Below are 26,845 nucleotides of genomic sequence, written 5' to 3'. Positions count from 1 at the left end.
AGATGAACTTCTGACCGGCCAGGAACTCGGCCAGCTGCTTGCCGCCCTCGCCCTCGTCCTTCACGATCGTGCCCGCGGTGCGGGCCGGGCGCTCGGTCGCGGAGTCGACCGCGGTCCACGCACCCGCCAGACCCACCTGCTCGGCGTCGATGCCCAGGTCGTCCAGGTCCAGGGACTTCACCGGCTTCTTCTTCGCCGCCATGATCCCCTTGAACGACGGGTAACGCGCCTCACCGGACTGGTCGGTCACCGACACGACCGCCGGGAGCGACGCCTCCAGCTCCTCCGACGCACTGTCCCCGTCCCGACGGCCGCGCACCACACCGCCCTCGACCGACACCTGCGACAGCAGCGTCACCTGCGGCACACCCAGCCGCTCCGCGAGCAGCGCCGGAACCACACCCATCGTGCCGTCCGTCGACGCCATCCCCGAGATCACCAGGTCGTACCCGGTCTCCTCGACCGCCTTCGCCAGCACCAGCGACGTGCCCAGCGCGTCCGTACCGTGCAGATCGTCGTCCTCGACGTGAACCGCCTTGTCCGCACCCATCGACAACGCCTTGCGCAACGCGTCCTTGGCATCCTCCGGACCCACCGTCAACACGGTGACCTCCGCGTCGTCAGCCGCCTCCGCGATCTGCAACGCCTGCTCGACCGCGTACTCGTCCAGCTCCGACAGCAGACCGTCGACATCCTCACGGTCCAACGTCAGGTCATCGGCGAAATGCCGGTCACCGGTCGCGTCGGGCACGTACTTCACACAGACAACGATCCTCAAGCTCACGCCGGCTCTCCTACTGCATCGTCATTTCCGGGGCTGCCTTGTTGCACGCAGCATAGGCGCCTGATGGGGCGTTTTCCGGTCGGGGCGACCGACGCTCCGACCGTCATATTACTCGCCAGTACATCGAGCGTGTGCCCAATGAGCAAGCGCTTTGCACTGTGATCTGCCCAACGCGATCCACCCGGGAACCCCCCGGGCCGCGTCAGTCCCGCAGACCCGTGAACCGCCCCTGGTGATAGACGAGTGGCCGGTCCCCGCCTGCCGGCTCGCCCTCGACCACCTGGGCGATCACGATGTGGTGGTCGCCCGCCGGGACCCGGGTCACCACGCGGCAGACCAGCCACGCCAGCACGCCGTCGAGCAGCGGAACGCCCTGCGGGCCACTGCGCCAAAAGGTGGACGGGCCGAACCGGTCGGCGCCGCTCCGGGCGAAGGTCGCGGCCAGTTCCCGCTGGTGTTCGCCGAGTATGTGCACGCCCACGTGCTCGGCCTCGGCCAGCACCGGCCAGCTGGAGGAGGCGGTGCCGACGCCGAAGGAGACGAGGGGCGGCTCCGCGGCCACGGAGTTGAGCGAGGTGGCGGTGAAGCCGACCGGCCGCTCCCCGGCGGCGGTGATCACGGCGACCCCGGCGGCGTGCCGGCGGAACACGGAGCGCAGGAGGTCCGGGGACGCCGTGCGCGTGTGGCCGAGCCCGGGTGATGCCGTCATGGAGATGTCCTTCTGCGCGTCGGAGATGCGGGGTCGTGGATGCTCAGGCACCCGGACAGCACGCGCCGGCGGTGCGGGCGAGGTCGATGTACGCCCGGCCATGGAGGAAGGGATCTGACGGCATAACGTCAGACTGACGATGCGCGGTCCGTGCAGTCAAGGGTGTCCCCTCAGGTGGGAGAAGCATCACGGTCCGTCATATCGCCCGGCCGAGGGCGGCGACGACATCGACGGTCCGGGGCTGCCCCTCGGCCCGGCGGACGATCCGGCCCCCGGCGTCCAGGACCAGGACGGTCGGGGTCCGGCTGATGCCGAGGGCGCGCACGAGCGCGAGACGCGCCTCCGCGTCGATCTCCACGTGGGCGACGCCTTCGACCATTCCGGCCACCTCCGCGAGGGTGCGGCGAGTGGCCCGGCACGGCTGGCAGAAGGCGGTGGAGAACTGCACGAGCGTGGCCCGCTCCCCCAGTTCCGCGCCGATCTGCGCGGCGTCCAGCCTCTCGGCACCTGCCTGCCCTTCCACCTGCGGCCTCCTGTCAGAGCTCTACGCAGAGGGTCAGCGCCCGCGACGGCGCGGGCATTCCCGGGGCCCCTACGTGACGAGAATCTCGCGCCCCGTCGCCGCCGGGACTGGCCACCACGTCGCCGCATGGGGCACGATCGGCGCAATGCCGAAAACCTACGGCTGCGTAACTTCCGCCGGGAGAACCTCCGCGGGCGCTGGAGAAAGGGCCTTCCCCAGATGGCAGAACTCGTCTATCGGCCGGTCATCGGCGCCGCTCGCACGTTTTTCAAGGCGCTCGACCTGAAGATCGACACTCAGGGTTCGGAGCACATCCCGAAGACCGGTGGCGCTGTTCTGGTCAGCAACCACATCAGTTATCTGGACTTCATCTTCAGTGGCCTCGCCGCGCTCCCGCAGAAGCGGCTGGTGCGTTTCATGGCCAAGGAATCCGTATTCCGGCACAAGGTTTCCGGGCCGCTGATGCGCGGCATGAAACACATTCCCGTCGACCGCAAGCAGGGCGAGGACGCCTACGCGCACGCGCTGGCCTCGCTGCGGTCCGGCGAGATCGTCGGGGTGTTTCCCGAGGCGACGATCTCTGAGTCCTTCACGCTCAAGAGCTTCAAGTCCGGTGCCGCGCGCCTGGCCCAGGAGGCCGGGGTGCCCCTGATCCCGATGGCTCTGTGGGGCACGCAGCGGCTGTGGACCAAGGGCCGGACGCGCAACTTCAAGCGCAGCCACACCCCCATCACCATCCGCGTCGGAGAGGCCGTGGAGGCCCCCACGGACCAGTACGCGGGCGCCATCACACGGCGGCTGCGGGAGCGGGTGCAGGAGCTGCTCGAAGCGGCCCAGCGGGCGTATCCGGTCCGGCCGAAGGACGCGAGTGACACGTGGTGGGTGCCCGCGCACCTGGGCGGTACGGCTCCGACGGCGGCCGAGGTCCGCGAACGCGGCTGAAACGCCGTAGCCGGGGTGCGGGACGGGTCCGCACCCCGGCTACGGCCAGACCGCCCTATGCGGCGGCCATCTCCTCCTTGAGCGCGAGGAGGAACGCGTCGACGTCCTCCTCCGTGGTGTCGAAGGCGCACATCCAGCGCACGTCACCGGCCTGCTCGTCCCAGAAGTAGAAGCGGAAGCGCTTCTGGAGCCGTTCGGTCACCGCGTGCGGCAACCGCGCGAAGACGGCGTTGGCCTGGACGGGGTAGAGGATCTCCACGCCGTCGATCCCGCGCACGCCCTCGGCGAGCCGCTGGGCCATCGCGTTGGCGTGCCGGGCGTTGCGCAGCCACAGGTCGCCCGCGAGCAGCGCCTCCAGTTGCACGGAGACGAAGCGCATCTTGGACGCGAGCTGCATCGACAGCTTGCGCAGGTGCTTCATGGCCCGTACGGCGTCCGGGTTCAGGACGACGACGGCCTCGCCGAAGATGGCCCCGTTCTTCGTGCCGCCGAAGGAGAGCACGTCGACGCCGACGGTGTTGGTGAACGTGCGCATGGGCACGTCCAGGGAGGCCGAGGCGTTGGCTATGCGGGCGCCGTCGAGATGCACCGCCATGCCGTGCCCGTGGGCGTGGTCGCAGATGGCGCGGATCTCGTCGGGTGTGTAGACGGTGCCCAGTTCGGTGTTCTGGGTGATCGAGACGACCTGCGGCATGGCGCGGTGCTCGTCGTCCCAGCCGTACGCCTGCCGGTCGATGAGCTCCGGCGTGAGCTTGCCGTCCTCGGTGGGGACGGTGAGCAGCTTGAGGCCGCCGACCCGCTCCGGTGCTCCGCCCTCGTCCACGTTGATGTGCGCGGACTCGGCGCAGATGACCGCGCCCCAGCGGTCGGTCATGGCCTGGAGCGACACCACGTTGGCGCCGGTCCCGTTGAAGACCGGGAACGCCTCGGCGGTGGGGCCGAAGTGGCTGTGCATGACGCGCTGGAGATGACCCGTGTAGTCGTCCTCGCCGTAGGCGACCTGGTGGCCGCCGTTGGCGAGGGCGAGTGCCGCGAGGATCTCGGGGTGCGTCCCCGCGTAGTTGTCACTGGCGAAACCGCGGACCCGCGGGTCGTGGTGGCGACGCGCGTCGGTCCTTACGGTTGCGGGGTCAGCCACAGGCGCTTTCCGTTCACTTCCGGGGCGGGCCGGTCCCAGACGCCGGCGATGGCATCGGCCAGGTCCTTGACGTCGGTGAAGCCCGCGAACTTCGCATTCGGGCGCTCGGCGCGCATCGCGTCGTGCACCAGTGCCTTCACGACCAGGATCGCAGCCGCGCTGCGGGGGCCGTCCTCGCCCCCCGCCTTGCGGAAGGAGTCGGCGAGGGCGAGCGTCCACGCCTCGGCGGCAGCCTTGGCCGCGGCGTAGGCGGCGTTGCCCGCGGTGGGTTTGCTCGCGCCGGCCGCGCTGGTCAGCAGGAAGCGCCCCCGGTCGCTGCGCAGCAGGCAGTCGTGGAAGGCCAGCGAGGTGTTCTGCACCGTGCGGATCAGCAGCTTCTCCAGCAGCGTCCAGTCCGCGGGATCGGTCTCGGTGAAGGTCGCGCTGCCGCGCCAGCCGCCCACGAGGTGGACGACGCCGTCGATACGGCCGAACTCCTTCTCCGTCTTGGCAGCCCACTCCCGGGTGGCGCCCAGGTCGAGCAGGTCGACGGTGTCGCCCGTGACGGTCGCGCCGCCGTGGGCGTAGCGCGCCGCGTCGACGGCTTCGGCGAGCCGGGTGGGATGGGAGTCCGACGCGACGACGACCGCACCCGCCTCGGCGAGCCGCAGCAGCGTGGCCCGGCCGGCCGGGCCGGCGGCTCCCGCGACGGCGACCACGGCCCCTTCGAGCGCGCCGCCCGCGTCGCCCGTGCTTGTTCCGTTCATGGCCTCCGCCTCCTTGGCACCTGTGCTCACGCGGCAGCCTTCCCCGCGTCCGAGCCGGTGATGCCCTTGGCCGAGGCGATCACGCTCTTCAGCTTCTTGGAGAGGGCCTCATAGAACATGCTCAGGGGAAACTCGTCCGGAAGCACGTCGTCCACGAGTTTCCGGGGCGGCTGGGAGAGGTCCAGGGCGTCGGGGCCCTTGGCCCAGCGGGAACCGGGGTGCGGGGCGAGGTAGGTGGAGACGAGGTCGTACGCGGCGAACCAGTGGACCAGCTTGGGGCGGTCGATGCCGTCCCGGTACAGCTTCTCGATCTCGGCGCAGAGCTGGTTGGTGACCCGCGGGGCGCGCTCCCAGTCGATCCGGAGCGTGTTGTCGGTCCAGCGCACCACGTCGTGCTTGTGGAGGTACGCGAAGAGGAGCTGGCCGCCGAGGCCGTCGTAGTTGCGGACGCGCTCGCCGGTGACCGGGAAGCGGAACATCCGGTCGAAGAGCACGGCGTACTGCACGTCGCGGCCGTGCGGGTTGCCCTCGGCCTCCAGCCTCACGGCCTCCTTGAAGGCGGTGAGGTCGCAGCGCAGCTCCTCGAGGCCGTACATCCAGAACGGCTGCCGCTGCTTGATCATGAAGGGGTCGAACGGCAGGTCGCCGTGGCTGTGGGTGCGGTCGTGGACCATGTCCCAGAGCACGAACGCCTGCTCGCAGCGCTGCTGGTCACCGATCATCGCGCGGATGTCGTCGGGCAGCTCGACGCCGAGGAGGCCGACGGCCGCCTCGGTGACGCGACGGAAGCGGGCGGCCTCGCGGTCGCAGAAGATGCCGCCCCAGCTGAAGCGCTCGGGGGCCTCGCGGACGGCGATGGTCTCCGGGAAGAGCACCGCGGAGTTGGTGTCGTAGCCGGAGGTGAAGTCCTCGAAGGTGATGCCGCAGAACAGCGGGTTGTCGTAGCGGGTGGCCTCCAGCTCGGCGAGCCAGTCGGGCCAGACCATCCGCAGCACGACCGCTTCGAGATTGCGGTCGGGGTTGCCGTTCTGGGTGTACATGGCGAAGACGACCAGGTGCTGGAGGCCGTCGGCGCGCCCCTCGGCCGGCTGGAAGGCCAGCAGGGAGTCCAGGAAGTCGGGGACGTCGAACCCGCTCCCCACCCAGCCGCGCAGGTCCTTCACGAGGGCGCGGTGGTACGCGGCGTCGTGCGGCAGCAGCGGTGACAGCTCCTCGACGGCGCCGATCACCCGCTCCACGGCGGCCTCGGCCAGCGCCGGGGCGGGCGCGCCCTCGGCGTCGAAGTCGATGGAACCGTCCTTCGACTGCCAGGGGCGGATCTCCTCCACGGCGTTCTTGAGCGCGGGCCAGGCCGGGTGCTCGATCACCCGTGGGGCGGCAGCTATGTCGCCGGATGCGGCGTCGTGCACAAGAATTTCCGTCATCACACTTCCTCCACGGGAGAACCTCGCGTCCGACCACCGTATCCGCGTGCGAGTCCCCGCGACAAGTGGGATGGTGGAAATTATCCTGCCGACCCCCCATGGCCACCGTCATTTTTCCTGTGATACGTCCTCACGGCGCCTTCTTCGGGGGTTTCGCAGGTCGCTGTGCGCTCGACGCCACCCCTCCCCCGTGCGGCGCGGGGAGGTCAGACAGGCCCTAGGCTGCCTCGGGAACAGAGCGTCGACGGAAGCGAGCGGACCTTGTCCATTCTTACGATCGGTCATCGCGGAGCACCGGGCTTCGAGCCGGAGAACACGCTGCGTTCGTTCGTCCGTGCCGAGAAGGAGGGCGTGGACCTCGTCGAGTTGGACCTGCACCTCAGCAAGGACGGCGCGCTGGCCGTCATGCACGACGCGGAGGTGGACCGCACGACCGACGGCGAGGGCCCGATCGCGGAGAAGACGCTCGCCGAGCTGCGCGCGCTCGACGCGGGCCTGGGCGAGCGGGTGCCCGTCTTCGAGGAGGTCCTGGACGCCGTGCGGTCCCCCCTCCAGGCGGAGATCAAGGACGTGGCCGCGGCCCGCACCCTGGCCCGGGTCATGCACGAGCGCGACCTGGTCGAGCGCGTCGAGGTGATCTCGTTCCACGACGAGGCGATCGCCGAGATCGCGCAGCTGGTCCCGGGCGTGCGGACGGCGCTGGTGGCCAGCCGCTGGGGCGCGGACCTGCTGGACCGCGCGAAGGCGGTGGGCGCGACCCGGCTCATCCTGAACGTCCGGCGCATCACGCTGGAGCTGGTCGACAAGGCCCATGCCGAGGGGCTGACGGTCTTCGGCTGGACGGTCAACACCCAGAAGCAGCTGCGGCTGGCCGAGGGGCTGGGGCTGGACGGCGTGACCACCGACCACCCCGACATCCAGCGCGGGGGCGGCGCCCACGCGTAACGGTCAGCCGGCCAGCTCCTTGACCAGCAGCTCGAACGTCAGGTCGTCGCGGAGCGGGATGCCGAAGCGCTCGTCGCCGTACGGGAACGGGGACAGCTTTCCCGTACGGCGGTAGCCCCGGCGCTCGTACCAGGCGATGAGTTCGTCGCGGACGGAGATCACGGTCATGTGCATCTCCCGCGCGCCCCAGCTCTGCCGGACGGTGCGCTCGGCCTCGGCGATGATCACCTTGCCGAGGCCGGCGCCCTGGAGCGCGGGACGGACCGCGAACATGCCGAAGTACGCGGCGTCGCCGCGGTGCTCCAGCTGGCAGCAGGCGACGGGCGTGCCGTCCCGCTCCACCACGAGCAGCCGGCTGCCCGGGCTCTCGACCACCTCGCGCACACCCTGCGGGTCGGTGCGCTGCCCCTGGAGGATGTCCGCCTCGGTGGTCCAGCCGGCGCGGCTGCTGTCACCGCGGTACGCCGACTCGATGAGTTCGACGAGCGCGGGGATGTCCGCTTCGGTGGCGTCGCGGAACGTCAGTGCTCCCGTGTCCCGGGGCGGGGCGGTGTCCATGGCGGGGGTCTCCGGATTCTGTGCGGGGGCGGTGCCGGAGCAGCGTAACTCCGGGGGCTGCGCCGGGGCTCCCGGCGGCCCTCGCGGGGCGCGCACCAGGCGCATCCCGGAAACACTCCCGCCGTGCGCCCCCTCGCGCCTCCGTGCGCCGCGTACAGGTGTCCGGCCCCGGGCATCTACTGCTCGACGGCGATGTCGTTCGCCCGGGGGGAGGGCCGCTGTGCACGGACCGGCGATGTCCGGATGGCTGCTCATGGCGTTGTGCGCGGTGACGGGCTCGTACTGCTTGCTGCGCACCCGTACGGGGAGCGCGGAGGAGCGCAGGGCCGCGCGGGCCGAGGCGCTGATGGGCTTCGGCATGGCCGCGATGGCGATACCGGCCGCCGCCGTCGCCCCGCCCGCGTGGGGGTGGGGGCTCTACGCGCTGTTCTTCGGGGTCGCGGCGCTGCGAGCGCTGTGGTTCTCCCGGCGCAGCGGACACCATCTGCACCACCTGGTCGGCTCCTCGGCGATGGTCTACATGGCGGTGGTGATGGCCGGAGCCGGCGGGCACGGCGGCAGCCACGGCTCGCACGCGATGGGCTCCCACAGCATGGCGGCCGCGGGCGGCATGCCCCTGCTCACGGGGCTGCTCCTCCTCTACTACGCGGTGTACGTGCTGCGCTCGGGCGCCCGGCTGGTGCCGGTGGCCGCGACGGCCACCGGCGGGGGGTCCGCACCCGGGGGCTCGGGGGCCCGCCCTGAGCTGACTCTGGCGTGCCGGCTGACCATGGGGATAGCCATGTTCGCGATGCTGCTCACCCTGTGAGACGGGAAGGGCCGCCTCTCGTGGTGTGCGTCACTTGGCGCGCGGAGCCATATCCGTGTGTGGTGCGGCCCTCATAGGCTGACGCCATGTGGGTCTCCCTAGCGCTGCTGCTGCTCGGTGCACTGGCCGCCGTCGTGACCCCGCGCCTGATGGCGCGGGCCGAGTGGCCCGAGCGCGAACCGGTGGTGGCGCTGTGGGTGTGGCAGTGCGTGGTGGCCGGGGTGCTGCTCTCGTTCGCCCTCTCCATGACGTTCAGCGCGGCCGCCGCCTGGCAGGCGGTACGGGGTCATGTCTTCGCGCCCGCGCCGCACGCCGTCGTGGAGGCGTACGCGCTCGCCGGCCACGGGGTGTGGTCGGCGGTGATCGCCGTGCTGCTGGCCCTCGGCGGGGTGTGGACGGCCGCCATGCTGGCCCGCGAGATCCACCGGGCGCATCTGCGGCGCAGGCAGCGGCGGACCGAACTCCTGACGCGCGCCCCCTTGATGCCCGGCGAGGAGCCGGGGCGGCTCGTGGTGCTGGAGGGTGAGCGTCCGGACGCCTGGTGGCTGCCGGGGCCCGCGCCCCGGCTCGTCATCACGACCGCCGCGCTGGGGCGGCTGAAGGGGCGCCGGCTCGACGCGGTTCTGGCCCATGAGCAGGGCCACGCGCAGGCCCGGCACGACTGGCTGCTCAACTGCTCGGAGGCGCTGGCCTCCGGCTTCCCGCAGGTGCCAGTGTTCGCGGCCTTCCGCAACGAGATGCACCGGCTGGTCGAGCTGGCGGCCGACGATGTGGCCTCGCGGCGCTTCGGCCGGCTCACGTTCGCCCTCGCCCTGGTCGAACTCAACGAGGACCGGGGTGTTTTCGGCCCGTCCCCGGCCGCGGACGCGGAACTGCCGCTGCGGGTGAACCGGCTGCTGGCCCCGGCGGGCAGGCTCACGGCCGGACGGCGGCTGCGGCTGACCGCGGCGGCGGCCCTGGTGCCCGTCGTCCCGCTGCTGGTGGCGTTCGTTCCAGGGCTCAGCGCGCTCAAGTAGCGGACCGGATTCCCGTGGCCCGGCGCGCGTGAATGGCCGGAGGGGGCGCCCGTCGGCGAGGATCGTGCCATGCACATTCCGCTGCTCTCCCCCGTCGGCCGGGTCCGCCCCGCTTCGCGCCTCTCGCGGGCGGGCGCGGTCTGCGCGGTGCTCGGCGGCGCGGTGACGGCACTGGTCGCCGCCCGGTGGCGGCCGCTGGCGGACCTGGACGCCCGGATCGCGGAGGCGCTGCACCGGCGGGCGGTGACCGAGCCCGGCTTCGTCCACGTCAACCGCTTGCTGACGGACTGGCTGTGGGACCCGTGGACGTTCCGCGCCCTGATCTCCGTCGCGGTGGTGGCCCTGTGGTGGCGCGGGGCCCGGCCGCTCGCGGTGTGGGCCGCGGCGACGACGCTGCTCTCGGCGCTCGTGCAGCAGGGCGTCAAGGCGGCCGTCGGCCGGGACCGGCCGCAGTGGGCGGACCCTGTGGACTCCGCCCACTACGCGGCCTATCCCTCGGGTCACGCGATGACGGCGACGGTGAGCTGCGGGCTGCTGCTGTGGCTGCTGCACCGGTCCGGTGCGCGGCGCGGCGTGTGGCGGGCGGCGGTGGGCGCGGCGGCCGTCTCGGTGCTCGGGGTCGGGCTCACCCGGCTGTACCTGGGCGTGCACTGGCCGTCCGACGTGCTGGGCGGGTGGCTCCTGGGGGCGGCGCTGGCCGCCTTGGCGATCCGGGGCTTCGACCGGTGGTGCGCCGGCGCACCCGCGCGCCGGGGGCTCTGACCAGGCCGGGTGCCGTGGTGTCCGGTCAGGCGCCCTTGCCGGGGGCGCGCCGGTTCGGCGAGGATCGGTGGCATGCCGATCAAGGGTGCCCTCTTCGACTTCTCCGGGACGCTGTTCCGGATCGAGCCGGTCCGCTCCTGGCTCGCCGCGACTCTCGCCGAGCGGGGGGTGCGGGTGGACGAGGCCGCCTTTGAGCGGTACGCGGCGGAGCTGGAGGCGTTCGGCGCGCTGCCGGGCGGGCCCAACCCGAAGCGGATGCCTGAGGATCTGGTGGACGGCTGGGCGCACCGCGACGAGAGCGCCGAGCTGCACCGCGCGGTGTACACCGGTCTGGCCCGCCAGGTGGCCCTGCCCGACCCCGGGCTGTACGACGCGCTGTACGACCGCCATCTGAGCCCGGACGCCTGGCAGCCCTACCCGGACGCGGCAGAGGTCCTGGCCGGCTTGCGCGCGGCCGGGGTCCGGATCGGGGTCGTCAGCAACATCGGCTGGGATCTGCGGCCCATGTTCCGCGCGCACGGCCTGGACCGCTACGTGGACGCGTACGTCCTGTCCTTCGAGCACGGCGTCCAGAAGCCGGACGCACGGCTCTTCCACACCGCGTGCACACTTCTGGGACGGGATCCCGCGGATGTGGTGATGGTCGGCGACGACCGGCGTGCCGACGGCGGGGCCGCGGCGCTGGGCTGCGAGGTGCGTTTTGTACGCCACCTGCCGGTGGACGAGCGGCCTGACGGGCTGCGGGAGCTCGGACTTGCCGAGAAGGTTGCCTGAGACACATGTGAGAGATGTCCCTGACGCGCAATGGGTCGGATCGTCACATCATGGCCTTAGCCTGGGGAACATGTGCCCGACTCCCTGCCCGTCCGACTCCGTACGCCCCGCAGCGGTGGTGAATGAAGACATTCGCGACCTGTGGCGGCGTTCGGGCGGCCATCTGTCCCCGGAGGACGAGGAGCAGTACCAGAGCCTGCTGGTCGAGTGGGCCGCCGCGACCGGGGGCGGCGAGAGGCCCGCGTTCTGAGACGTCCCGGCTCCGGCGATCCCCTGCGTCGCCGGAACCGGTCCGTGGCGGGGGTACAGCATGTCCCGTCAGGGCTGATCGGTCAATGAAGTACTACGATCCGCCACGCTGCCGGTCCGCACGGTGACGAGGCCGGCCGCCCTCAGCCCTCGCCGAGGCGCACCGCCTGGCAGGCCGCCGCTTCGAGGACGCGGTCGAGCAGCCCGGGGAACAGCGCGTCGAGGTCGTCCCTGCGCAGCCCGTTCATCTTGGCGGTGCCCCGGTAGGTCTGCCGGACGATGCCGCTCTCGCGCAGCACCCGGAAGTGGTGCGTGGAGGTGGACTTGGTGACCGGCAGGTCGAAGCAGGAGCAGGTGAGCTCGTCCTCGGCGGCGGCCAGTTCCCTGACGACGCACAGCCGCACCGGGTCCGAGAGGGCGTGCAGGACCGCTTCGAGCCGGATCTCCTCACGGGCGGGGTGGGCCAGGGCGCGCGCGCCCGCTGCCGGGGCGGTGGTGCTGGCAGGGGTCACGGTCGCTCTCCGCATCGTCGCTCCGTCCGGGGCTCCCATACTACGAGGCTCATCGTAATTCGCCGTGCGGGACGGGAGCCCGGCCGGTACGGACTCACGCCCTGCGGGCCGCCAGGTGCGGGAAGCGGTACTCGGTGCGGCTGCGGAAGTGTTCGCCCGGGCGCAGGACGGTGGCCGGCAGGTCGGGGCGGTTGGGCGAGTCGGGGAGGTGCTGGGTCTCCAGGCAGACGGCGCTGTGGCGCTCGTGGTGGCCGCCGCCGGGGTCGGCCAGGGTGCCGTCCAACTGGTTGGCGGTGTAGACCTGGATGCCCGGTTCGGTGGTCCACACCTCCATGACGCGCCCGCCGTCGGGTGCCGTGAGGCGGGCGGCGCGGCGGGGAGCCGCCGGTGCTTGCGCGCCGTCGAGGACCCAGCAGTGGTCGAACCCGCCGGCCCGGCGCAGCTGTTCGTGCGGCAGCGCGATCCGGTCCCCGAGGGTCTGCGGCTCGGTCAGGTCGAACGGGGTGGCGGCGACGGGCGCGGCGGGGCCCTCGGGGATGCCCTCCTCGTCCACGGGGAGGTAGTGCCCCGCGTCCACCTGGAGGGTGTGCCCGAGGATGTCGCCCCGGCCGGTGAGGTCGAAGTACGCGTGGTTGGTGAGGTTGACGACGGTGGCGCGGTCGGTGGTGGCCGCGTAGTCGAGGGCGAGGGTGCCGGCGGCGTCGAGGGTGTACGTCACGGTGACGTCCAGCGTCCCGGGGAAGCCCATGTCGCCGTCGGGGCTGCGCAGCGCGAGCCGCAGGACGGCCGCCTCCTCCGTGGCGGTGCCCTCGGCCTGCCAGATCCGGGTGTGGAAGCCGTCCGGCCCGCCGTGCAGGGCGTGGCCCCGGTCGGTGGCGGGGACCTGGTGCTCCGCGCCGTCGAGCGTGAACCTGCCGTGCGCGATGCGGTTGGCGTAACGGCCGACGAGGGCACCGAAGAACGGGTTCTTGCCCGTGTAGTCGTCGAGGGCGGGCAGCGAGCGGACGACGGAGGCCGGGGTGCCGGCGGAGTCGGGCACGGTGAGCCGGTGCAGGACGCCACCGTAGGTGAGGATCTCGGCCCGGACTCCGGTACCGGAGTCGAGCGTCCAGATGTCGACGTCCGTGGGCCCGTGGGCGCCGAACGGTTTGCTGTGCACGGTGGGGCGAGGCATCGATGATCCTTGGGGGCGATCGGAAGGCCGGAGGGGCCGGACGGAACGTTCCGGACCCGGCCCAGGGGCTGTCCTGGGGCGTGTTTCGAAAGTAGCGCCGTCCGCCCGGAGGGCGGGTCCGGCGGCGTCTGGTGCGTGCGATCGCAAGGCGGAGGGTCGCCCCGATACTGGGCGTATCGGGGTGATCCCGACAACGCGGCGAGCGTGCGTGCCAGGCGTCGCCGGACAGGCGGGACTTTCGAAACACGCCCTAGGACGCGGCCCGGCCGGCGGCGGGCCGGGGGGCGGTGGATTCGCGGACGACGAGCCGGTAGCCGGGCCGGGGCCGCCTGGGCTCCGCCACCGGTTCGCCGGAGAGGCGCTCGACCAGGCTGTCGACGGCGAGCCGGGCGATGGCCTCCTTGTCGGGCGCCACGGTGGTGAGCGTGGTCGCGCCGTAGAGGCTTTCCTCGATGTCGTCGAACCCGACGACGGCGACGTCCTCGGGGATGCGCAGGCCGCGCGCGGTGAGGGTGCGCATGGCGCCGATGGCGATGAGGTCGTTGTACGCGAAGACGGCGTCGGGCCGCTCGCCGCGGTCCAGCAGCGCGGCCATGGCCGAGGCCCCGTCCTCGCGGCCGTACCCGTCGGTGACGACGACCAGCGCCTCGTCGGGCTCGATGGAGGCGGCGGCCAGCTCCTCGCGCCAGCCGCGCAGCCGGAGGTGGGCGGGCTGGCGTTCGCGGCCGGTACGGGAGCCGAGGAAGGCGATGCGGCGGTGGCCCAGCTCGATGAGGTGGCGTACGGCCTCGCGGGCCGCCGCGACGTTGTCGATGGCGATGTGGTCGTACGGGGCCTCGTACTCGCGCTCGCCGAGCAGGACCAGCGGCGCGGTCTCGGTGCGCGCCATCAGGTCCTCGGTCTCCAGGTGGATCGGGCTGAGGATGAGCCCGTCGATGACGTGGGACCGGAATCCCTGGCTGACCAGGAGTTCCTTCTCGCGCAGCCCGCCGGTGTGGTCGACCAGCACGGTGTAGTCGTGCCGGGCGGCGGCGTCGACCACCGCGCCCGCCAGCTCCGCGAAGTACGGGTTGCCGAACTCGGGGACGGCGAGCGCGATGATCCCGGTGCGGCCCTTGCGCAGATGACGAGCGGTCAGGTTCGGCCGGTAGCCGAGCTCGTCGATGGCCTGCTGCACCCTGGCGCGCATCTTCGGTGTGACGTGCTGATAGTTGTTCACCACGTTCGACACGGTCTTGATGGACACGCCCGCCCGTTGCGCAACGTCCTTGAGGCTGACGCCCACGGCACTCCCTGAATCGACTTGTCGCGCGGTGAGGCGCGGTGGCCCGGCTCCCGCCGGTTCGGCTCGATCGGCTCGAACGGTGCCGGGGCCGCGGGGCCCCGGCACCGGTTCAGGTGGTTCTGCGGCTGCGCGCCAGATAGCGCTGGGCCACGACGACAACGATAAGGAAACCGCCGCTGACGACCGACTGGTACGAGGAGTTCAACGAGCCGATCTGGTTGATCAGGTTCTGGATGACCTGAAGGAGCAGGACGCCCCAGAGCGTCCCGCTGATGGAGCCGGCGCCGCCGATGAGGAGGGTGCCGCCGATGACGACGGCGGAGATCGCGTCGAGCTCCATGCCCACGCCCACGATGGTGACTCCGGAGGAGAGCCGGGCGGCGTTGAGCGCGCCGGCCAGCCCGGCCAGCAGCCCGCTGAGCGTGTAGACGAGCATCTTCGTACGGGCGACGGGCAGGCCCATCAGCGTGGCGGCGTCGCTGCTGCCGCCGACGGCGAAGATCGACTGCCCGAACGAGGTGCGCTGGAGGAGGAGTCCGCCGAGGCCGAACAGCGCGAGGGCGATGAAGATCGGGTAGCCGAAGCCCCAGACGGCACCCTGGCCGAGTTCGGCGAAGGCGGAGTCCTTGGGCACCAGGTAGGTGGTGGCGCCCTCGTCGGTGAGGGCGAGGAGCAGTCCGCGCGCCCCCAGGAGGGTGGCGAGCGTGACGATGAACGGGGCCATTCCGGCGCGGGCCACGAGGAAGCCGTTGAGCAGGCCGATCGCACCGCACACCACCAGCGGGACCAGCAGGGCGGGCAGGACGCCCCATTGCGAGGCCCAGGCGGCGAGCACCCCGCCCAGGGCGAAGACCGACCCGACGGAGAGGTCGATGCCGCCGGTGATGATGACCATGGTCATCCCGAGCGCGACGACGGCCAGGAACGATGCCTGGACGGTCACTCCGCGGGCGTTGTCCAGGGTGGAGAACGTGGTCGGGTAGATGGAGGACGCGACGATCACGACCGCCAGGAAGACGACCAGGACGCCCTGGCGTTGCAGGAGTTCGGCGATCCGCCGGCCGGTCGTCCGCGATGCCGCGGGACCGGGCGCCGGCGGGGTGGCGCCGGAGGCGGCGGGGGTCTTGCGCGGGGCCGGGGCGGGGGCCGCCGGGGCAGGTGAGGTTTCGTTCATCGGGACCGACGCTCCCGGGCGACGTAGACGGCGGCGATGATGATGGCCGCCTGGGCGATCTGTGCGGTGGAGTCGGGCAGGTCGTGCTTGATGAGGGTGGCCCGAAGGAGCTGCATCAGCAGGGCGCCGGCGACGGTGCCGAGGACCCGGATGGAGCCGCCGTTGAGCGGGGTCCCGCCCACCACGACCGCCGTGATGGCGGAGAGTTCCATGAGGGTGCCGAGCGAGGAGGGGTCGCTGGCGGTGAGCCGGGCGGTGGCCAGGACTCCCGCGAGGGCGGCGAGCACCCCGCAGAGCACGTACACACCGATGAGGACCCGCCGTACGGGCAGTCCGGCCAGGGCGGCGGCGGAGCGGTTGCCGCCGATGGCGACGACCTGGCGCCCGAAGGTGGTCCGGGTGACCAGGAAGGCCACGGCGACGGCGAGGACACCGGCGATGAGGACGACCAGCGGGATGCCGAGGAAGGAGCCGGTGCCCAGGGAGAGCAGGTCGGGGTTGACGATCTGCTTGAGCTGGCTGTCCGCCATGACCAGGGCGAGGCCCCGGCCGCCGACGAACAGGGCGAGCGTGGCGACGATCGGCTGGAGGCCGACGAGCGAGACCAGGGTGCCGTTGACCGCTCCGACGAGGGCGCCGGCCAGCAGCGCCATGACGAGTGCGGGGACCAGTCCGTAGCCGAGGTAGAGCGGCAGCAGCGCGGCGGCCAGGGCCATGGTCGAGCCGACGGAGAGGTCGACGCCCTCGGTGCCGATGACGAGCGCCATGCCGAGGGCGACGATGACGATCGGGGCGACCTGGACGAGCTGGGTGCGCAGGTTGTCCACCGTCATGAAGTGCTCGGTGAACACGGCGTTGAAGACGAGGACGACCGCGACGGCGAGGTAGACGCCGTACTCCTGGTACCAGGCGGGGTCGCGCAGCCGGGCGAGCGGCCGGGCTGCGGGGGTGGTGACTGCGGCCTGGGTCATCGGGGGTCCTCCTTCGCGGCCGGCGCCTTGTCCGCGGCTGCCGGTGAGTGGTCGGCGAGCACTTCGAGCAGATGGCTCTCCGCCACCTCGTCGCCCGCCAGTTCGCCCGCGACCGCGCCGCCCCGCAGGACGACGATCCGGTCGGCGCCCTCGATCAGTTCCTCGATGTCGGAGGAGATGAGCAGGACGGCCAGGCCCTCGCGGGCGAGGTCGTCGATGAGGCTCTGGACCTCGGCCTTGGCGCCGACGTCGATGCCCCGGGTGGGTTCGTCGAGCAGCAGGACCTTGGGTTCCAGGCAGAGCCAGCGGGCCAGCAGCACCTTCTGCTGGTTGCCGCCGGAGAGCTCGCCGACCTTCTGCTCGGGGCTCGCCGCCTTGATCCTGAGTCGCTTCATGAAGATGTCGACTATGCGGTCCTGCTTGGCGCGGGAGACGATGCCGGCGCGGGAGAGCCGGGGCATCGCGGCCAGCACGATGTTCTCGCGGACCGAGAGCCCGGGCACGATGCCCTCGGCCTTGCGGTCCTCGGGCAGCAGGCTGATCCCGGCCCGGATGGCGCCGGCGGAGGTGAGGCGGCGCAGGGTGCGTCCGGCGATGCTCACCTCTCCGGAGTCCAGTGAGAGCGCTCCGGCGACGGCCTTCGCGGTCTCGCTGCGGCCGGAGCCGAGGAGGCCGCCGAGACCCAGGACCTCACCCGCGTACAGGTCGAGGGAGATGTCGTGCAGCTGGTGGGCGCGGGAGAGGCCGGTGGCGGTGAGGACGGGGGTGCGTGCGGCCTCGTGGCCCTCGGAGCCGAAGCTGGTGAGCCCTTCGCGGCGCACCTCGGCCATGTCGCGGCCGAGCATCATCGAGACGAGCTGCATCCGGTCGAGGTCGGCGAGGTCGCCGGTGTGGATGTGGTGGCCGTCGCGCAGGACGGTGACCCGGTCGCAGATCCGGTACAGCTCGTCCATGCGGTGGCTGACGTAGAGGACGGCGATCCCGCGTCCGCGGAGGTCCTCGATGACCCGGAAGAGGGTCTCGACCTCGCGGGGCTCCAGCGAGGAGGTGGGTTCGTCCATGATGACGACCTGGGCGTTCACCGAGACGGCGCGGGCCATCGCGACCATCTGCTGGGTGCCGATGCCCAGGGTGTGCAGGGGGCGCTTCGGGTCGACGCGGACGCCGAAGCCGTCGAGCAGTTCGCTCGCCTCGCGGTGCATCCGGGGGAAGTCGATCAGGCCGAAGCGGTTCTTGGGCTCGCGGCCGAGGAAGATGTTGCGCGCCACGCTCATCAGCGGGACGAGGTTCACCTCCTGGTAGATCGTGGAGATGCCGGCCTCCTGCGCCTCGAACGGCCGGGCGAACGCGATCGGTCGGCCGGCCAGCCGCAGTTCGCCCTCGTCGGGCCGGTAGACGCCGGTCAGCACCTTGATGAGGGTGGACTTGCCGGCTCCGTTCTCCCCCACCAGGGCGTGGGTCTCGCCGGCGCGCAGGGAGAAGGAGACGCCGTCGAGGGCGACGACGCCCGGGAACCGCTTGCTGACCGAGCGGGCCTCCAGGACGGCCGGTGCCGCGCCGGGCTCGTCCGCGAGGGCCGTTCCGGACGCGCTCCTCTCCCGCACATCGGCGGCCGGCTCCGGCGGCTGCGGTACTGCTTCGGGTGGTGCCATGGCTGGTCTTGGCCTTCCGCTCTTCCAAGGATGGGGGCCCGGTGGCCGCCGTGACGGGGGGGGTGCCACGGCGGCGGTGAACCGACGGAGCCGGTACGGGCAGGTGGGGCCGGCTGGGGTCAGAACGCGTTGCCCACCGTGGACTTGGCGTTGGACTCGTCGTAGGAGCGGTCGCTGATGATGACGTTCTCCGGGATCTCCTCGCCGCCGTAGAACTTCTGGGCGGTGGCGAAGGCCAGCGGGCCGAAGCGCGGGTTGGACTCGATGACGGCGTTGTACTCGCCGTTGACGATGGCCTGGACGGCGTTGCGGGTGCCGTCGACGGAGACGATCTTGATGTCCTTGCCGGGCTTCTTGCCGGCGGCCTTCACGGCGGTGACGGCGCCGAGGCCCATCTCGTCGTTCTCCGCGTAGATGGCGGTGATGCCGGGCTTGGACTGGATCAGCTGCTCGGTGACCTGCTGGCCCTTGTCGCGGGCGAACTCACCGGTCTGCTGGGCGACGATCTCCATGTCCGGGGCCTTGGCCTTGAGCTGGTCCACGAAGCCCTTGGTGCGGTCGGTGGTGACGTTGTTGCCCGACGAACCGAGGAGGATGGCGACCTTGCCCTTGCCGCCGGTCGACTTGATCATCGCGTCGGCGGCGCGCTTGCCCTGCTCCACGAAGTCGGAGCCCAGGAAGGCCACGTAGTCCTTGCAGGCGCCGGCGTTGAGCTTGCGGTCGACGGTGAGGACCGGGACCTTCTTGGCGGCGGCGGCCTTGAGGGCCGGCTCCAGGCCGTCGGAGTTCAGCGGGGCGACGATGAGGAACTGGGCGCCCTGGGCGAGCATGTCCTGGATGTCGCTGATCTGCTTGGACAGCTGCGACTGGGCGTTGGTGGTGAGCAGCTTCTTGACGCCGATCTTCTTCGCCTCGTCCTTGATGGACTGGGTCTCGGCGATACGGAAGGGGTTGGCCTCCTTCTCCGACTGGGAGAAGCCGACCACCGCGTCCTTCAGGTCGAGCTTCGGCGCGCCGTAGCTCTGCAGCGAGCAGCCCGAACCGGACGACGACTCGGGGGTCTTGGCCGCCTGCGCGGCCTGGCTGCTGTCGCTGCTCGCGTTGTTGTCCGAGCCTTCCGACTTGGAGCAGCCGGAAACGGCCAGCGTGGCGGTGGCGGCGAGGACGCAGGCCACGGCGAGGGTACGGGGTCGGCGCTGGATCATCATGCGCGGGGGCTCCTTGGCGGGATGACGGCACGCCGGAAGACGTGCGGTCGGTCATGGCTGGACGACGCATCGGCCGCTGCGCGGCGGCTGATGGCATTGCACTCACGGCCCCGCTAGGAGACGGTCCCTAGCTGCACAAACTGCGGTCGTGAGAGCCTGCGCGGCCTCTCGGCGGCTCGGTTTACAACGTTATATAGGCGGCGCGGCGCGGGCGGCAAGAGCGTTGTCGATGCGTTTCCAAAATGTGTCGGGAGGGACCTCACCCGGTTTCGGCGCCCGTCGGGGGAGATGCCGCCGCACCCCTGGACAGCCGCCCGACGGCGTGCTGTCATACCGCCGGAACCCTGTTTTCCAACGTTGCAGAAGAGGCACCGCACCCTCCGCCCGGATCGTGACGGCGCTCTTCGTCATGCCCGCGTCCGGACCGCACCGCCATCGCCGCATCCCCCCTCTTGTCATGCGCATTCCTTGAGCCGGAGTCCCGTGTCCGGCAGAGCAGGAGCCCTCTCCCATGCCCCTGAACCGCAGACAGCTCATGACCGGCGCCCTCGCCACCGTCGCCGCCACCACGGCCGCCGGCCGCTGGTCGGCCACCGCGACCGCCGCCGAGCACCGCGCGCGGCCCGCGCACGGCGGCCACTACTCCCCCAACGCCGCACCCCTGCACCCCACCGCCTTCCTGAGACTCCCGCCCGGCCAGGTCACCGCGCGCGGCTGGCTCGCCGGACAGCTGAAGCTCCAGCTGGACGGGCTGTGCGGCCGGTACGAGGAGTTCTCGCACTTCCTCGACTTCACGGCCACCGGCTGGGTCCGCCCCGAACTCGGCGGCTGGGAGGAGGTCCCGTACTGGCTGCGCGGCTACACCGACCTGGCGATCGTCACGGGCGACGCGAAGGCGCTCGCGGCGGTGCGCCGCTGGTTCGACGCGATCCTCGCCACCCAGCAGTCCGACGGGTTCTTCGGCCCGAAGGCACTGCGCACCTCGCTCAACGGCGGCCCGGACTTCTGGCCGTTCCTGCCGCTGGTGCAGGCCCTGCGTTCCTGGCAGGAGTACACCGGGGACGCCCGGATCATCCCCTTCCTGAGCCGGTTCTTCCGCTACATGAACGCCCAGGGCCCGGGCGCCTTCGACACCAGCTGGATCGCCCTGCGCTGGGGCGACGGCCTGGACAGCGTCTTCTGGCTGTTCAACCGCACCGGCGACACCTTCCTCCTGGACCTCGCCGACAAGATCCACGCGTACGGTGCCGACTGGGGCGACAACCTGGTCAACCCGCACAACGTGAACATCGCCCAGGGCTTCCGCGAGCCCGCCCAGTACGCGCTGCGCAGCGGCTCGGCCCAGGACACCCGGGACACGTACGGGACGTACGGCAAGGCCATGGACCCGTACGGGCAGTTCCCCGGCGGCGGCTTCGCCGGGGACGAGAACGCGCGGCCCGGGCACGGCGACCCCCGGCAGGGCTTCGAGACCTGCGGGATCGTGGAGTTCATGGCCAGCCACCAGCTGCTGACCCGGATCACCGGCGACCCGCTGTGGGCCGACCGCTGCGAGGAGCTGGCGTTCAACTCGCTGCCCGCCTCCCTCGACCCGTCGGGGAAGGCGGTCCACTACATCACCAGCGCCAACAGCGTCGACCTGGACAACGTGCCCAAGTCGGAGCGCCAGTTCCAGAACGGGTTCGCCATGCAGGCGTTCCTGCCCGGCGTCGACCAGTACCGCTGCTGTCCGCACAACTACGGCATGGGCTGGCCGTACTTCACCGAGGAGCTGTGGCTCGCCACTCCCGACGGTGGGCTGGCCGCCGCGATGTACGCCGCCTGCACGGTGACGGCCAAGGTCGCCGACGGCACCGAGGTCACGTTCACCGAGGAGACGGACTACCCCTTCAAGGAGACCGTCACCCTCACCCTCAAGGCCCCGAGGCGGCTGGCCTTCCCGCTGGTGCTGCGCGTGCCCGCCTGGTGCGACGCCCCCGAGATCACGGTGAACGGGCGGCGCGTGGACGCCCCGGCCGGCCCCGCCTTCACCCGGATCGACCGCACCTGGGCCGACGGGGACCGGGTCGCCCTGCGTTTCCCGCAGCGCACCACCGTACGCACCTGGGCACACAACCACGGCTCCGTCAGCGTGGACCGCGGCCCGCTCACGTACTCGCTGCGCATCGGCGAGACGTACGAGCGCATCGGCGGCAGCGAGCAGTTCCCCGAGTACGCGGTCCACGCGACGGGCCCGTGGAACTACGGGCTCGTCCTGGACGCGAAGAAGCCCGCCGCCTCCCTGCGCCACCACACCGCCCGCGGGGTGAAGGGCGGCAACCCCTTCACGCTCGACGGGACCCCGCTGTCCATCACCGCGAAGGCGCGCCGCATCCCGGAGTGGACGGCCGACCACGAGCACGTGGTGGCCCCGCTCCAGGACTCGCCGGCCCGCAGCACCGAGCCGGTGGAGGAGGTCACCCTCATCCCGATGGGAGCGGCACGGCTGCGCGTCACCTCGTTCCCGACCGCCGCCCCGGACGCGGAACCGTGGCTCGCGGACCGCTGGTACCGCATCCGCAACCGGCACTCCGGCAAGGTCCTCGGCGTGGACGTCATGTCCACCGCCAACAGCGCGCACGTGGTGCAGTTCGGGGACACGGGCACCGACGACCACGACTGGCGGCTGGTCGCGGAAGGGGACGGCTGGTACCGCGTCCGCAACCGCCACTCCGGCAAGGTGCTCGGCGTCGACACCATGTCGATGGACGACAGCGCGCACGTCGTCCAGTTCGACGACAACGGCACCGACGACCACCTCTGGCAGCTCGTCCCGGACGGCGACGGCTGGTACCGCATCCGCAACCGCCACTCCGGCAAGGTCCTCGGCGTCGACAACATGTCCACGGCCGACAGCGCCCATGTCGTCCAGTTCGACGACAACGGCACCGACGACCACCTCTGGCAGCTCGTCTGATTCCGGGCGCTCCGCGCACTCCCCCCATACCGCTCCCGTCCCCGGGGGCCGAACCGAATCAAGGAGACGAACCTGTGAGCCGTTTACGTGTGCCCGGCCGGAGGCCGTGGTGGAGACGGGCGATCGCGACGACCGGCCTGCTGGCGCTGGTGTCCTCCGCGCTGGTCGGGGTCGGCGCCTCGCCGGCCGGTGCCGCGTCCTGGTCGCCCAAGACGCCGCCGATGACGACGCCCTGGACCAGTCAGGTCCCGGTCGACAAGCCGCTGCCGGAGTACCCGCGCCCGCAGCTGACCCGGTCCGACTGGGCCAACCTCAACGGGATCTGGGACTTCGCGGTGACCGGCCGGGACGCCGGGCAGCCGTCCTCGTGGCCGGAGCAGATCCGGGTGCCGTTCGTCGCCGAGTCCGCGCTCTCCGGCATCCAGCGCAGGATCACCGAGAACGACAAGCTCTGGTACAAGCGCACCTTCACCGTCCCGACGAACTGGAACGGCCGCCGGACCGTGCTCAACTTCGGCGCGTCCGACTGGCAGACCACGGTCTGGGTCAACGGCACCCAGGTGGGCGCGCACAAGGGCGGCTACGACTCGTTCTCGTACGACATCACGCCGCAGCTGAACGGCGGTACGAACACGATCGTGGTGTCCGTCTACGACCCGACGCAGACCGGCGGCCAGGCGGTCGGCAAGCAGCGCATCAATGATGTGCGGCCGCACAGCGGGGGCGGGATCTTCTACACCGCCGCCTCCGGCATCTGGCAGACGGTGTGGCTGGAACCGGTCGCCGCCGCGCACATCACCCGGCTGGACATGACGCCGAGCCTGGGCGACAGCACCCTGCGGGTCAAGGTGCAGGCCGCCTCCGCCTCCGGGCGTACGACCAGGGTCACCGTGTCCAGCGGCGGCGCGGTGGTCGGCTCGGCCACGGGTCCGGTCGGCTCCACGGTCTCCGTACCGGTGCCGAACACGCGTCTGTGGACTCCGGACGACCCGTTCCTCTACGACGTCAGGGCGGAACTGCTCGACGGTACGGCGGTGACGGACTCGGTCGGCAGCTACACCGGGATGCGCTCGATCGCGATCGCGAAGGTCGACAACGTCCTGCGGCCGGTGCTGAACGGCACGTTCGTCTTCCAGACGGGCACCCTGGACCAGGGCTACTGGCCGGACGGCATCTACACCGCGCCGACCGACGCCGCCCTGAAGTCGGACCTCCAGGCCCACAAGGACCTCGGGTTCAACATGGTCCGCAAGCACATCAAGGTCGAACCGCAGCGCTGGTTCTACTGGGCGGACAAGCTGGGCCTCCTGGTCTGGCAGGACATGCCGGCCATGGACACCGGCAAGTCCCCGAGTGCGGCGGCCCGCACCCAGTGGGAGGCCGAGTTCCACGCGATCATCGACCAGCACCGCAGCTCTCCGTCGCTGGTGATGTGGGTGGACCAGAACGAGGGCTGGGGGCAGTACGACCAGGCCAGGATCGCGAACGAGGTCAAGGCGTACGACCCGACCCGGCTGGTCGACAACATGAGCGGGGTCAACTGCTGCGGCTCGGTGGACGGCGGCAACGGTGACGTCGTGGACAACCACATCTACGTCGGCCCGGGCAACACCGCGCCGACCGCGACCCGGGCGGCCGTCCTCGGCGAGTTCGGCGGGCTGGGGTACAAGGTCCCCGGGCACGAGTGGTTTCCCGGCGGCGGCTTCAGTTACGAGGACCAGCCCAGCATCGCCGCGCTGAACAACCGGTTCACCGGGCTGATCGACGGCATCCGCATCGGCCAGCTCCCCGCAGGGCTCTCCGCCTCGGTGTACACCGAGATCACCGATGTGGAGAACGAGGCCAACGGGCTGCTCACCTACGACCGCCAGGTCGTCAAGGTGGACACGGCCCGGGTGCGGGCCGCGAACCAGGCCCTCATCAACGCCTCGAAGAACCCGGCCCCGCCGGTGACCCTGCCCACCGGGGGCTACACGTCCCTGCGGGTCACCACGCCCGGGTACACCAACAAGTATCTGCGCCACCAGGACTCGCTGGCCTTCACCGAGGTGGTCGACGGCAACAGCGGCGCGCTGCTGAAGAACGACGCCACCTGGAAGATCGTGCCGGGCCTGGCGAACGGCAACTGCTACTCGTTCGAGTCGCGCAACTACCCGGGCGAGTATCTGCGCCACCGGGACTTCCGGGTCCGCCGCGAGGCGAACGACGGCTCCGCGCTCTACAGGGCGGACGCCACCTGGTGTGCGGTCGCCGGCTCCGGCGGTGTGCGGCTGACCAGCGCGAACCTGCCGGGCAGCTATCTGCGGCACATCAACTCGGAGGTATGGCTGGCCACCCCGGGCGGCGGGCACGACTGGGACAACCCGGCCACCTTCACCGAGGACACCACCTGGGCGGTGGAGGCGCCCTGGGCCCCCTGAGATGAGCTGAGTACCGGGGTCCGGCGGCCTGGCCGCCGGACCCCGGTTTCGTCATGCGTCGCCCATGACCAGGCCCTCGATGGTGTGCTTCTGCACGATGGGCGCGAGCTCATCGACGACCGGGCAGCCCAGGTGTGCCCGGACCCGCTCGGGCAGCGACTCCCAGAAGCCCCGGGTGACCGCCATGTCGTGGTGGCCGTCGTTCCCCGCTCCCGGGGCGTCCACGCCGAGGACCAGGACCGGGCGCGGGTCCTGCGACTGGTTGGCCGTGCCCCGGTGGATGGTCAGGGCCGAGCGCGCCGAGATGTCGCCGCGCTGCGGGTGCTTGCGCTCGGCCAGGGCCTCGTAGCGCGGGTAGTCCTCACGGCGCGGGAACATCGCGTGCCCGAAGCGGGCGTCGTCGTCCCACTGGGTGCCGGGCGCGATCTCGAACGGGCCCATGTCCGCGCGGGTGTCGACGGCGGTGAGGTTGAACGCCAGCGAGGTGAGCCTGCGGTCGCGGCGGGTCTCCTCCGGCATCGGGAAGTCGCGGTGCCAGGGCTGGTTCACCGCCCCGGCCAGCGGCACGTCGAAGCCCAGCTCCACGATCCGGTAGCCGGGGCCGAGCACCGCCTCGCTCACCGCGCGCACCCAGGGGTGGTCGACCAGGTCCACGAAGCCGCGCAGCTGCTCCGGGTGGATCTCCACGTAGTAGCGGTGCGGGCCGCGGCCGACCGCGCCGCCTTCCCGGCCGCGCGCCTCGGCGAACGCCGCGTCGATGTCCTCGCGCATCCGGTCCGCCCACTCCGGGGCGAACGCCCCGCGGCAGGCGGTGATCCCCGGGCCGTACAGGTCGCGCACCGCGTCCTCGGCGGGCGGGAAGGGGGCGGTGGTGGTCGCGGTCTCGGTCATGGTGTGGTCCTTCCTTCGTTCGGAGCACCCTCATATTGCAACGTTGCAACCAACGTGGCAAGGGTGTGGACGGGGAGACCTCGCGCCACCTGTTACGGTCACTGCGCACAGCCCGCCGGCAGAGAGCAGGAGCACCGAACGTGGCAGCGAGACTCAAGGACGTGGCCGCGCTCGCGGGCGTGTCCGTCAGGACCGTCTCCAACGTGGTGAGCAACGCCGCGGCCGTGGCCCCCGGCACCCGGGCCCGGGTGCTCGCCGCGGTGGAGGAGCTGGGCTACCGGCCCAACCTCGCCGCCCGCAACCTCCGTCAGGGCCGCACGGGGCTCATCGGGGTGGCCGTCCCGGAGATCCACTCCCCCTACTTCGGCGCGCTGACGGGCCTGCTCATCGACGCGGCCCAGGAGCGCGGCTGGACGGTGCTCGTGGAGCGGACCGGGGGCCGGGCGGACCTGGAGCGGAGGCTGCTGGACGGCTCCGAGGGGCACCAGGTGGACGGGATGGTCATCAGCCCGTGGTCGACGTCCCCCGCCGCACTGGCCTCGCTCGCGGGCGGCCTGCCGCTCGTCGTGCTCGGCGAACTCGATCCGCACGGGTCCATCGACCATGTGGCCCTGGACAACGTGGCGGCGGCCCGGGACGCGGCCCGGCATCTGGTGGCGGCCGGCCGCCGGCGGATCGCCGCGATCGGCCTCCAGTCCGCGCTGGGCCACGGCACCGCCGAGCTCCGGGCCGAGGGCTTCCGGCTGGGGCTCGCCGAGGCGGGGCTGAGCCCGGCCGCCGAGGTGGAGGTGGCGGACCTGCACCGGGAGGAGGGGGCGCGGGCGCTGCGCGAGCTGCTGGAGCTGCCGGAGCGCCCGGACGCGGTGTTCTGCTTCAGCGACGAACTGGCCCTGGGGGCGCTGCGGGCGGCCGGCGAGCGGGGGGTGCGGGTGCCCGAGGAGCTGGCGCTGGTGGGCTTCGACGACATCGAGGACGGGCGGTTCTCCACGCCTTCGCTGACCACGGTCTCGCCCGACCTGGCGCAGATCGCCGAGCGGGCGGTGCAGTGCCTGAGCGAGCGCGTGCTCGGGCGGCTCTCGGGGCTGGCGGCGCGCCGGATCGTGGTGCCGCACCGGCTGGTGGTGCGGGAGAGCAGCGGAGGGTAGCCGGGCGGGCAGCCGGAAGCTCCCGGCGGTGCGGGCCCGTGCCGCGCACCGCCGGGAGCGGTTCTGGGAGCGGGGGGGC

Annotated in this window: 25 protein-coding genes; 10 read left to right on the top strand and 15 right to left on the bottom strand. The window is 71.7% G+C overall.

Going from position 1 to position 26,845, the window contains the following annotated elements; genetic code table 11:
• From G3I41_RS06785 to G3I41_RS06775, 3 genes are all read right to left on the bottom strand, one after another.
• The coding region (locus tag G3I41_RS06785) for an electron transfer flavoprotein subunit beta/FixA family protein (RefSeq protein WP_164399387.1) at positions 1-784 on the bottom strand (784 nt) is incomplete at its 3' end.
• A gap of 202 nt (positions 785-986) precedes the next feature.
• Entirely contained in the window at positions 987-1,493 is a 507-nt protein-coding gene (locus G3I41_RS06780) for a flavin reductase family protein (RefSeq protein WP_164399386.1), read from the bottom strand.
• Positions 1,494-1,689: 196 nt separating this feature from the next.
• Entirely contained in the window at positions 1,690-2,016 is a 327-nt protein-coding gene (locus tag G3I41_RS06775) for a thioredoxin family protein (protein ID WP_164399385.1), read from the bottom strand.
• A 219-nt stretch (positions 2,017-2,235) separates the two neighbouring features.
• Between G3I41_RS06775 and G3I41_RS06770 the strand changes: the two genes are divergently transcribed.
• Complete coding sequence (locus tag G3I41_RS06770; protein ID WP_164399392.1) at positions 2,236-2,958, top strand: lysophospholipid acyltransferase family protein; 723 nt, start codon at positions 2,236-2,238, stop codon at positions 2,956-2,958.
• A 55-nt stretch (positions 2,959-3,013) separates the two neighbouring features.
• Here G3I41_RS06770 and G3I41_RS06765 read toward each other — a convergent pair whose 3' ends face one another.
• Genes G3I41_RS06765 through G3I41_RS06755 form a run of 3 tightly spaced genes read right to left on the bottom strand, consistent with a single transcriptional unit; the run spans position 3,014 to position 6,266 of the window.
• On the bottom strand, positions 3,014-4,096 hold the full coding sequence (locus G3I41_RS06765) for a low specificity L-threonine aldolase (protein ID WP_164399384.1): 1,083 nt from the start codon (positions 4,094-4,096) through the stop codon (positions 3,014-3,016).
• Positions 4,075-4,842: an SDR family NAD(P)-dependent oxidoreductase gene (locus tag G3I41_RS06760; protein ID WP_164399383.1), complete on the bottom strand. Its 768-nt coding sequence runs from the start codon at positions 4,840-4,842 to the stop codon at positions 4,075-4,077. The genes G3I41_RS06765 and G3I41_RS06760 overlap by 22 nt, the downstream gene beginning before the upstream one ends.
• Before the next feature lie 26 nt (positions 4,843-4,868).
• On the bottom strand, positions 4,869-6,266 hold the full coding sequence (locus tag G3I41_RS06755; RefSeq protein ID WP_164399382.1) for a DUF6421 family protein: 1,398 nt from the start codon (positions 6,264-6,266) through the stop codon (positions 4,869-4,871).
• 261 nt (positions 6,267-6,527) lie between these two features.
• Here G3I41_RS06755 and G3I41_RS06750 point away from each other — a divergent pair, with 261 nt between their 5' ends.
• Positions 6,528-7,211 carry a glycerophosphodiester phosphodiesterase family protein gene (locus tag G3I41_RS06750; protein WP_164399381.1) on the top strand — a complete coding sequence of 228 codons (684 nt, stop codon included), beginning with the start codon at positions 6,528-6,530 and terminating at the stop codon, positions 7,209-7,211.
• A 3-nt stretch (positions 7,212-7,214) separates the two neighbouring features.
• Here the strand turns inward: G3I41_RS06750 and G3I41_RS06745 are convergent, their stop codons facing one another.
• Positions 7,215-7,769 carry a GNAT family N-acetyltransferase gene (locus G3I41_RS06745; protein WP_164399380.1) on the bottom strand — a complete coding sequence of 185 codons (555 nt, stop codon included), beginning with the start codon at positions 7,767-7,769 and terminating at the stop codon, positions 7,215-7,217.
• Positions 7,770-7,989: 220 nt separating this feature from the next.
• On the opposite strand from G3I41_RS06745, the gene G3I41_RS06740 reads away from it, so the two are divergent.
• The 5 genes from G3I41_RS06740 to G3I41_RS06720 all read left to right on the top strand — a co-directional run bounded on the left by G3I41_RS06740 (position 7,990) and on the right by G3I41_RS06720 (position 11,379).
• The gene (locus tag G3I41_RS06740; protein WP_343242074.1) at positions 7,990-8,577 is read left to right on the top strand and encodes a DUF5134 domain-containing protein; all 588 of its coding nucleotides are present in this window, start codon (positions 7,990-7,992) and stop codon (positions 8,575-8,577) included.
• A gap of 86 nt (positions 8,578-8,663) precedes the next feature.
• Positions 8,664-9,593, top strand: a complete 930-nt coding sequence (locus G3I41_RS06735; protein WP_164399378.1) for a M56 family metallopeptidase — start codon at positions 8,664-8,666, stop codon at positions 9,591-9,593.
• Positions 9,594-9,662: 69 nt separating this feature from the next.
• Positions 9,663-10,355: a phosphatase PAP2 family protein gene (locus G3I41_RS06730; RefSeq protein ID WP_164399377.1), complete on the top strand. Its 693-nt coding sequence runs from the start codon at positions 9,663-9,665 to the stop codon at positions 10,353-10,355.
• 72 nt (positions 10,356-10,427) lie between these two features.
• Positions 10,428-11,129, top strand: a complete 702-nt coding sequence (locus tag G3I41_RS06725; RefSeq protein WP_164399376.1) for an HAD-IA family hydrolase — start codon at positions 10,428-10,430, stop codon at positions 11,127-11,129.
• Positions 11,130-11,199: 70 nt separating this feature from the next.
• Positions 11,200-11,379 (top strand): hypothetical protein, encoded by a 180-nt coding sequence (locus tag G3I41_RS06720; RefSeq protein WP_164399356.1) that lies wholly within the window; start codon positions 11,200-11,202, stop codon positions 11,377-11,379.
• A 142-nt stretch (positions 11,380-11,521) separates the two neighbouring features.
• On the opposite strand, the gene G3I41_RS06715 is transcribed toward G3I41_RS06720, so the two are convergent.
• The 7 genes from G3I41_RS06715 to G3I41_RS06685 all read right to left on the bottom strand — a co-directional run bounded on the left by G3I41_RS06715 (position 11,522) and on the right by G3I41_RS06685 (position 19,354).
• Positions 11,522-11,905 (bottom strand): helix-turn-helix transcriptional regulator, encoded by a 384-nt coding sequence (locus G3I41_RS06715; protein WP_164399375.1) that lies wholly within the window; start codon positions 11,903-11,905, stop codon positions 11,522-11,524.
• 79 nt (positions 11,906-11,984) lie between these two features.
• On the bottom strand, positions 11,985-13,064 hold the full coding sequence (locus G3I41_RS06710) for an aldose epimerase family protein (protein ID WP_203600358.1): 1,080 nt from the start codon (positions 13,062-13,064) through the stop codon (positions 11,985-11,987).
• Between the two features lie 250 nt (positions 13,065-13,314).
• A complete protein-coding gene (locus G3I41_RS06705) occupies positions 13,315-14,349 on the bottom strand; it encodes a LacI family DNA-binding transcriptional regulator (protein ID WP_164399374.1) in 1,035 nt (344 codons plus the stop codon).
• Between the two features lie 109 nt (positions 14,350-14,458).
• Positions 14,459-15,523, bottom strand: a complete 1,065-nt coding sequence (locus G3I41_RS06700; RefSeq protein WP_164399373.1) for an ABC transporter permease — start codon at positions 15,521-15,523, stop codon at positions 14,459-14,461.
• Positions 15,520-16,494 carry an ABC transporter permease gene (locus tag G3I41_RS06695; protein ID WP_164399372.1) on the bottom strand — a complete coding sequence of 325 codons (975 nt, stop codon included), beginning with the start codon at positions 16,492-16,494 and terminating at the stop codon, positions 15,520-15,522. Before G3I41_RS06695 ends, G3I41_RS06700 begins: the two co-directional genes overlap by 4 nt.
• Positions 16,491-18,146 (bottom strand): sugar ABC transporter ATP-binding protein, encoded by a 1,656-nt coding sequence (locus tag G3I41_RS06690; RefSeq protein WP_164399371.1) that lies wholly within the window; start codon positions 18,144-18,146, stop codon positions 16,491-16,493. The genes G3I41_RS06695 and G3I41_RS06690 overlap by 4 nt, the downstream gene beginning before the upstream one ends.
• A gap of 119 nt (positions 18,147-18,265) precedes the next feature.
• A complete protein-coding gene (locus G3I41_RS06685; RefSeq protein WP_164399370.1) occupies positions 18,266-19,354 on the bottom strand; it encodes an ABC transporter substrate-binding protein in 1,089 nt (362 codons plus the stop codon).
• A gap of 511 nt (positions 19,355-19,865) precedes the next feature.
• On the opposite strand from G3I41_RS06685, the gene G3I41_RS06680 reads away from it, so the two are divergent.
• Together G3I41_RS06680 and G3I41_RS06675 are read left to right on the top strand one after the other, a co-directional pair.
• Positions 19,866-22,310 carry an RICIN domain-containing protein gene (locus tag G3I41_RS06680; protein ID WP_164399369.1) on the top strand — a complete coding sequence of 815 codons (2,445 nt, stop codon included), beginning with the start codon at positions 19,866-19,868 and terminating at the stop codon, positions 22,308-22,310.
• Between the two features lie 149 nt (positions 22,311-22,459).
• Positions 22,460-24,730 carry an AbfB domain-containing protein gene (locus tag G3I41_RS06675; protein WP_343242075.1) on the top strand — a complete coding sequence of 757 codons (2,271 nt, stop codon included), beginning with the start codon at positions 22,460-22,462 and terminating at the stop codon, positions 24,728-24,730.
• Positions 24,731-24,781: 51 nt separating this feature from the next.
• Here the strand turns inward: G3I41_RS06675 and G3I41_RS06670 are convergent, their stop codons facing one another.
• The gene (locus G3I41_RS06670; protein ID WP_164399368.1) at positions 24,782-25,621 is read right to left on the bottom strand and encodes a phytanoyl-CoA dioxygenase family protein; all 840 of its coding nucleotides are present in this window, start codon (positions 25,619-25,621) and stop codon (positions 24,782-24,784) included.
• A 140-nt stretch (positions 25,622-25,761) separates the two neighbouring features.
• Here G3I41_RS06670 and G3I41_RS06665 point away from each other — a divergent pair, with 140 nt between their 5' ends.
• The gene (locus G3I41_RS06665; protein WP_164399367.1) at positions 25,762-26,766 is read left to right on the top strand and encodes a LacI family DNA-binding transcriptional regulator; all 1,005 of its coding nucleotides are present in this window, start codon (positions 25,762-25,764) and stop codon (positions 26,764-26,766) included.
• Positions 26,767-26,845 lie beyond the last annotated feature (79 nt).

This window comes from Streptomyces sp. SID9727 (assembly GCF_010550605.1).
Taxonomy (GTDB): domain Bacteria; phylum Actinomycetota; class Actinomycetes; order Streptomycetales; family Streptomycetaceae; genus Streptomyces.
The sequence above is the reverse complement of the archived record's forward strand: the minus strand, read 5'-3'. Positions and strand labels throughout refer to the sequence as shown.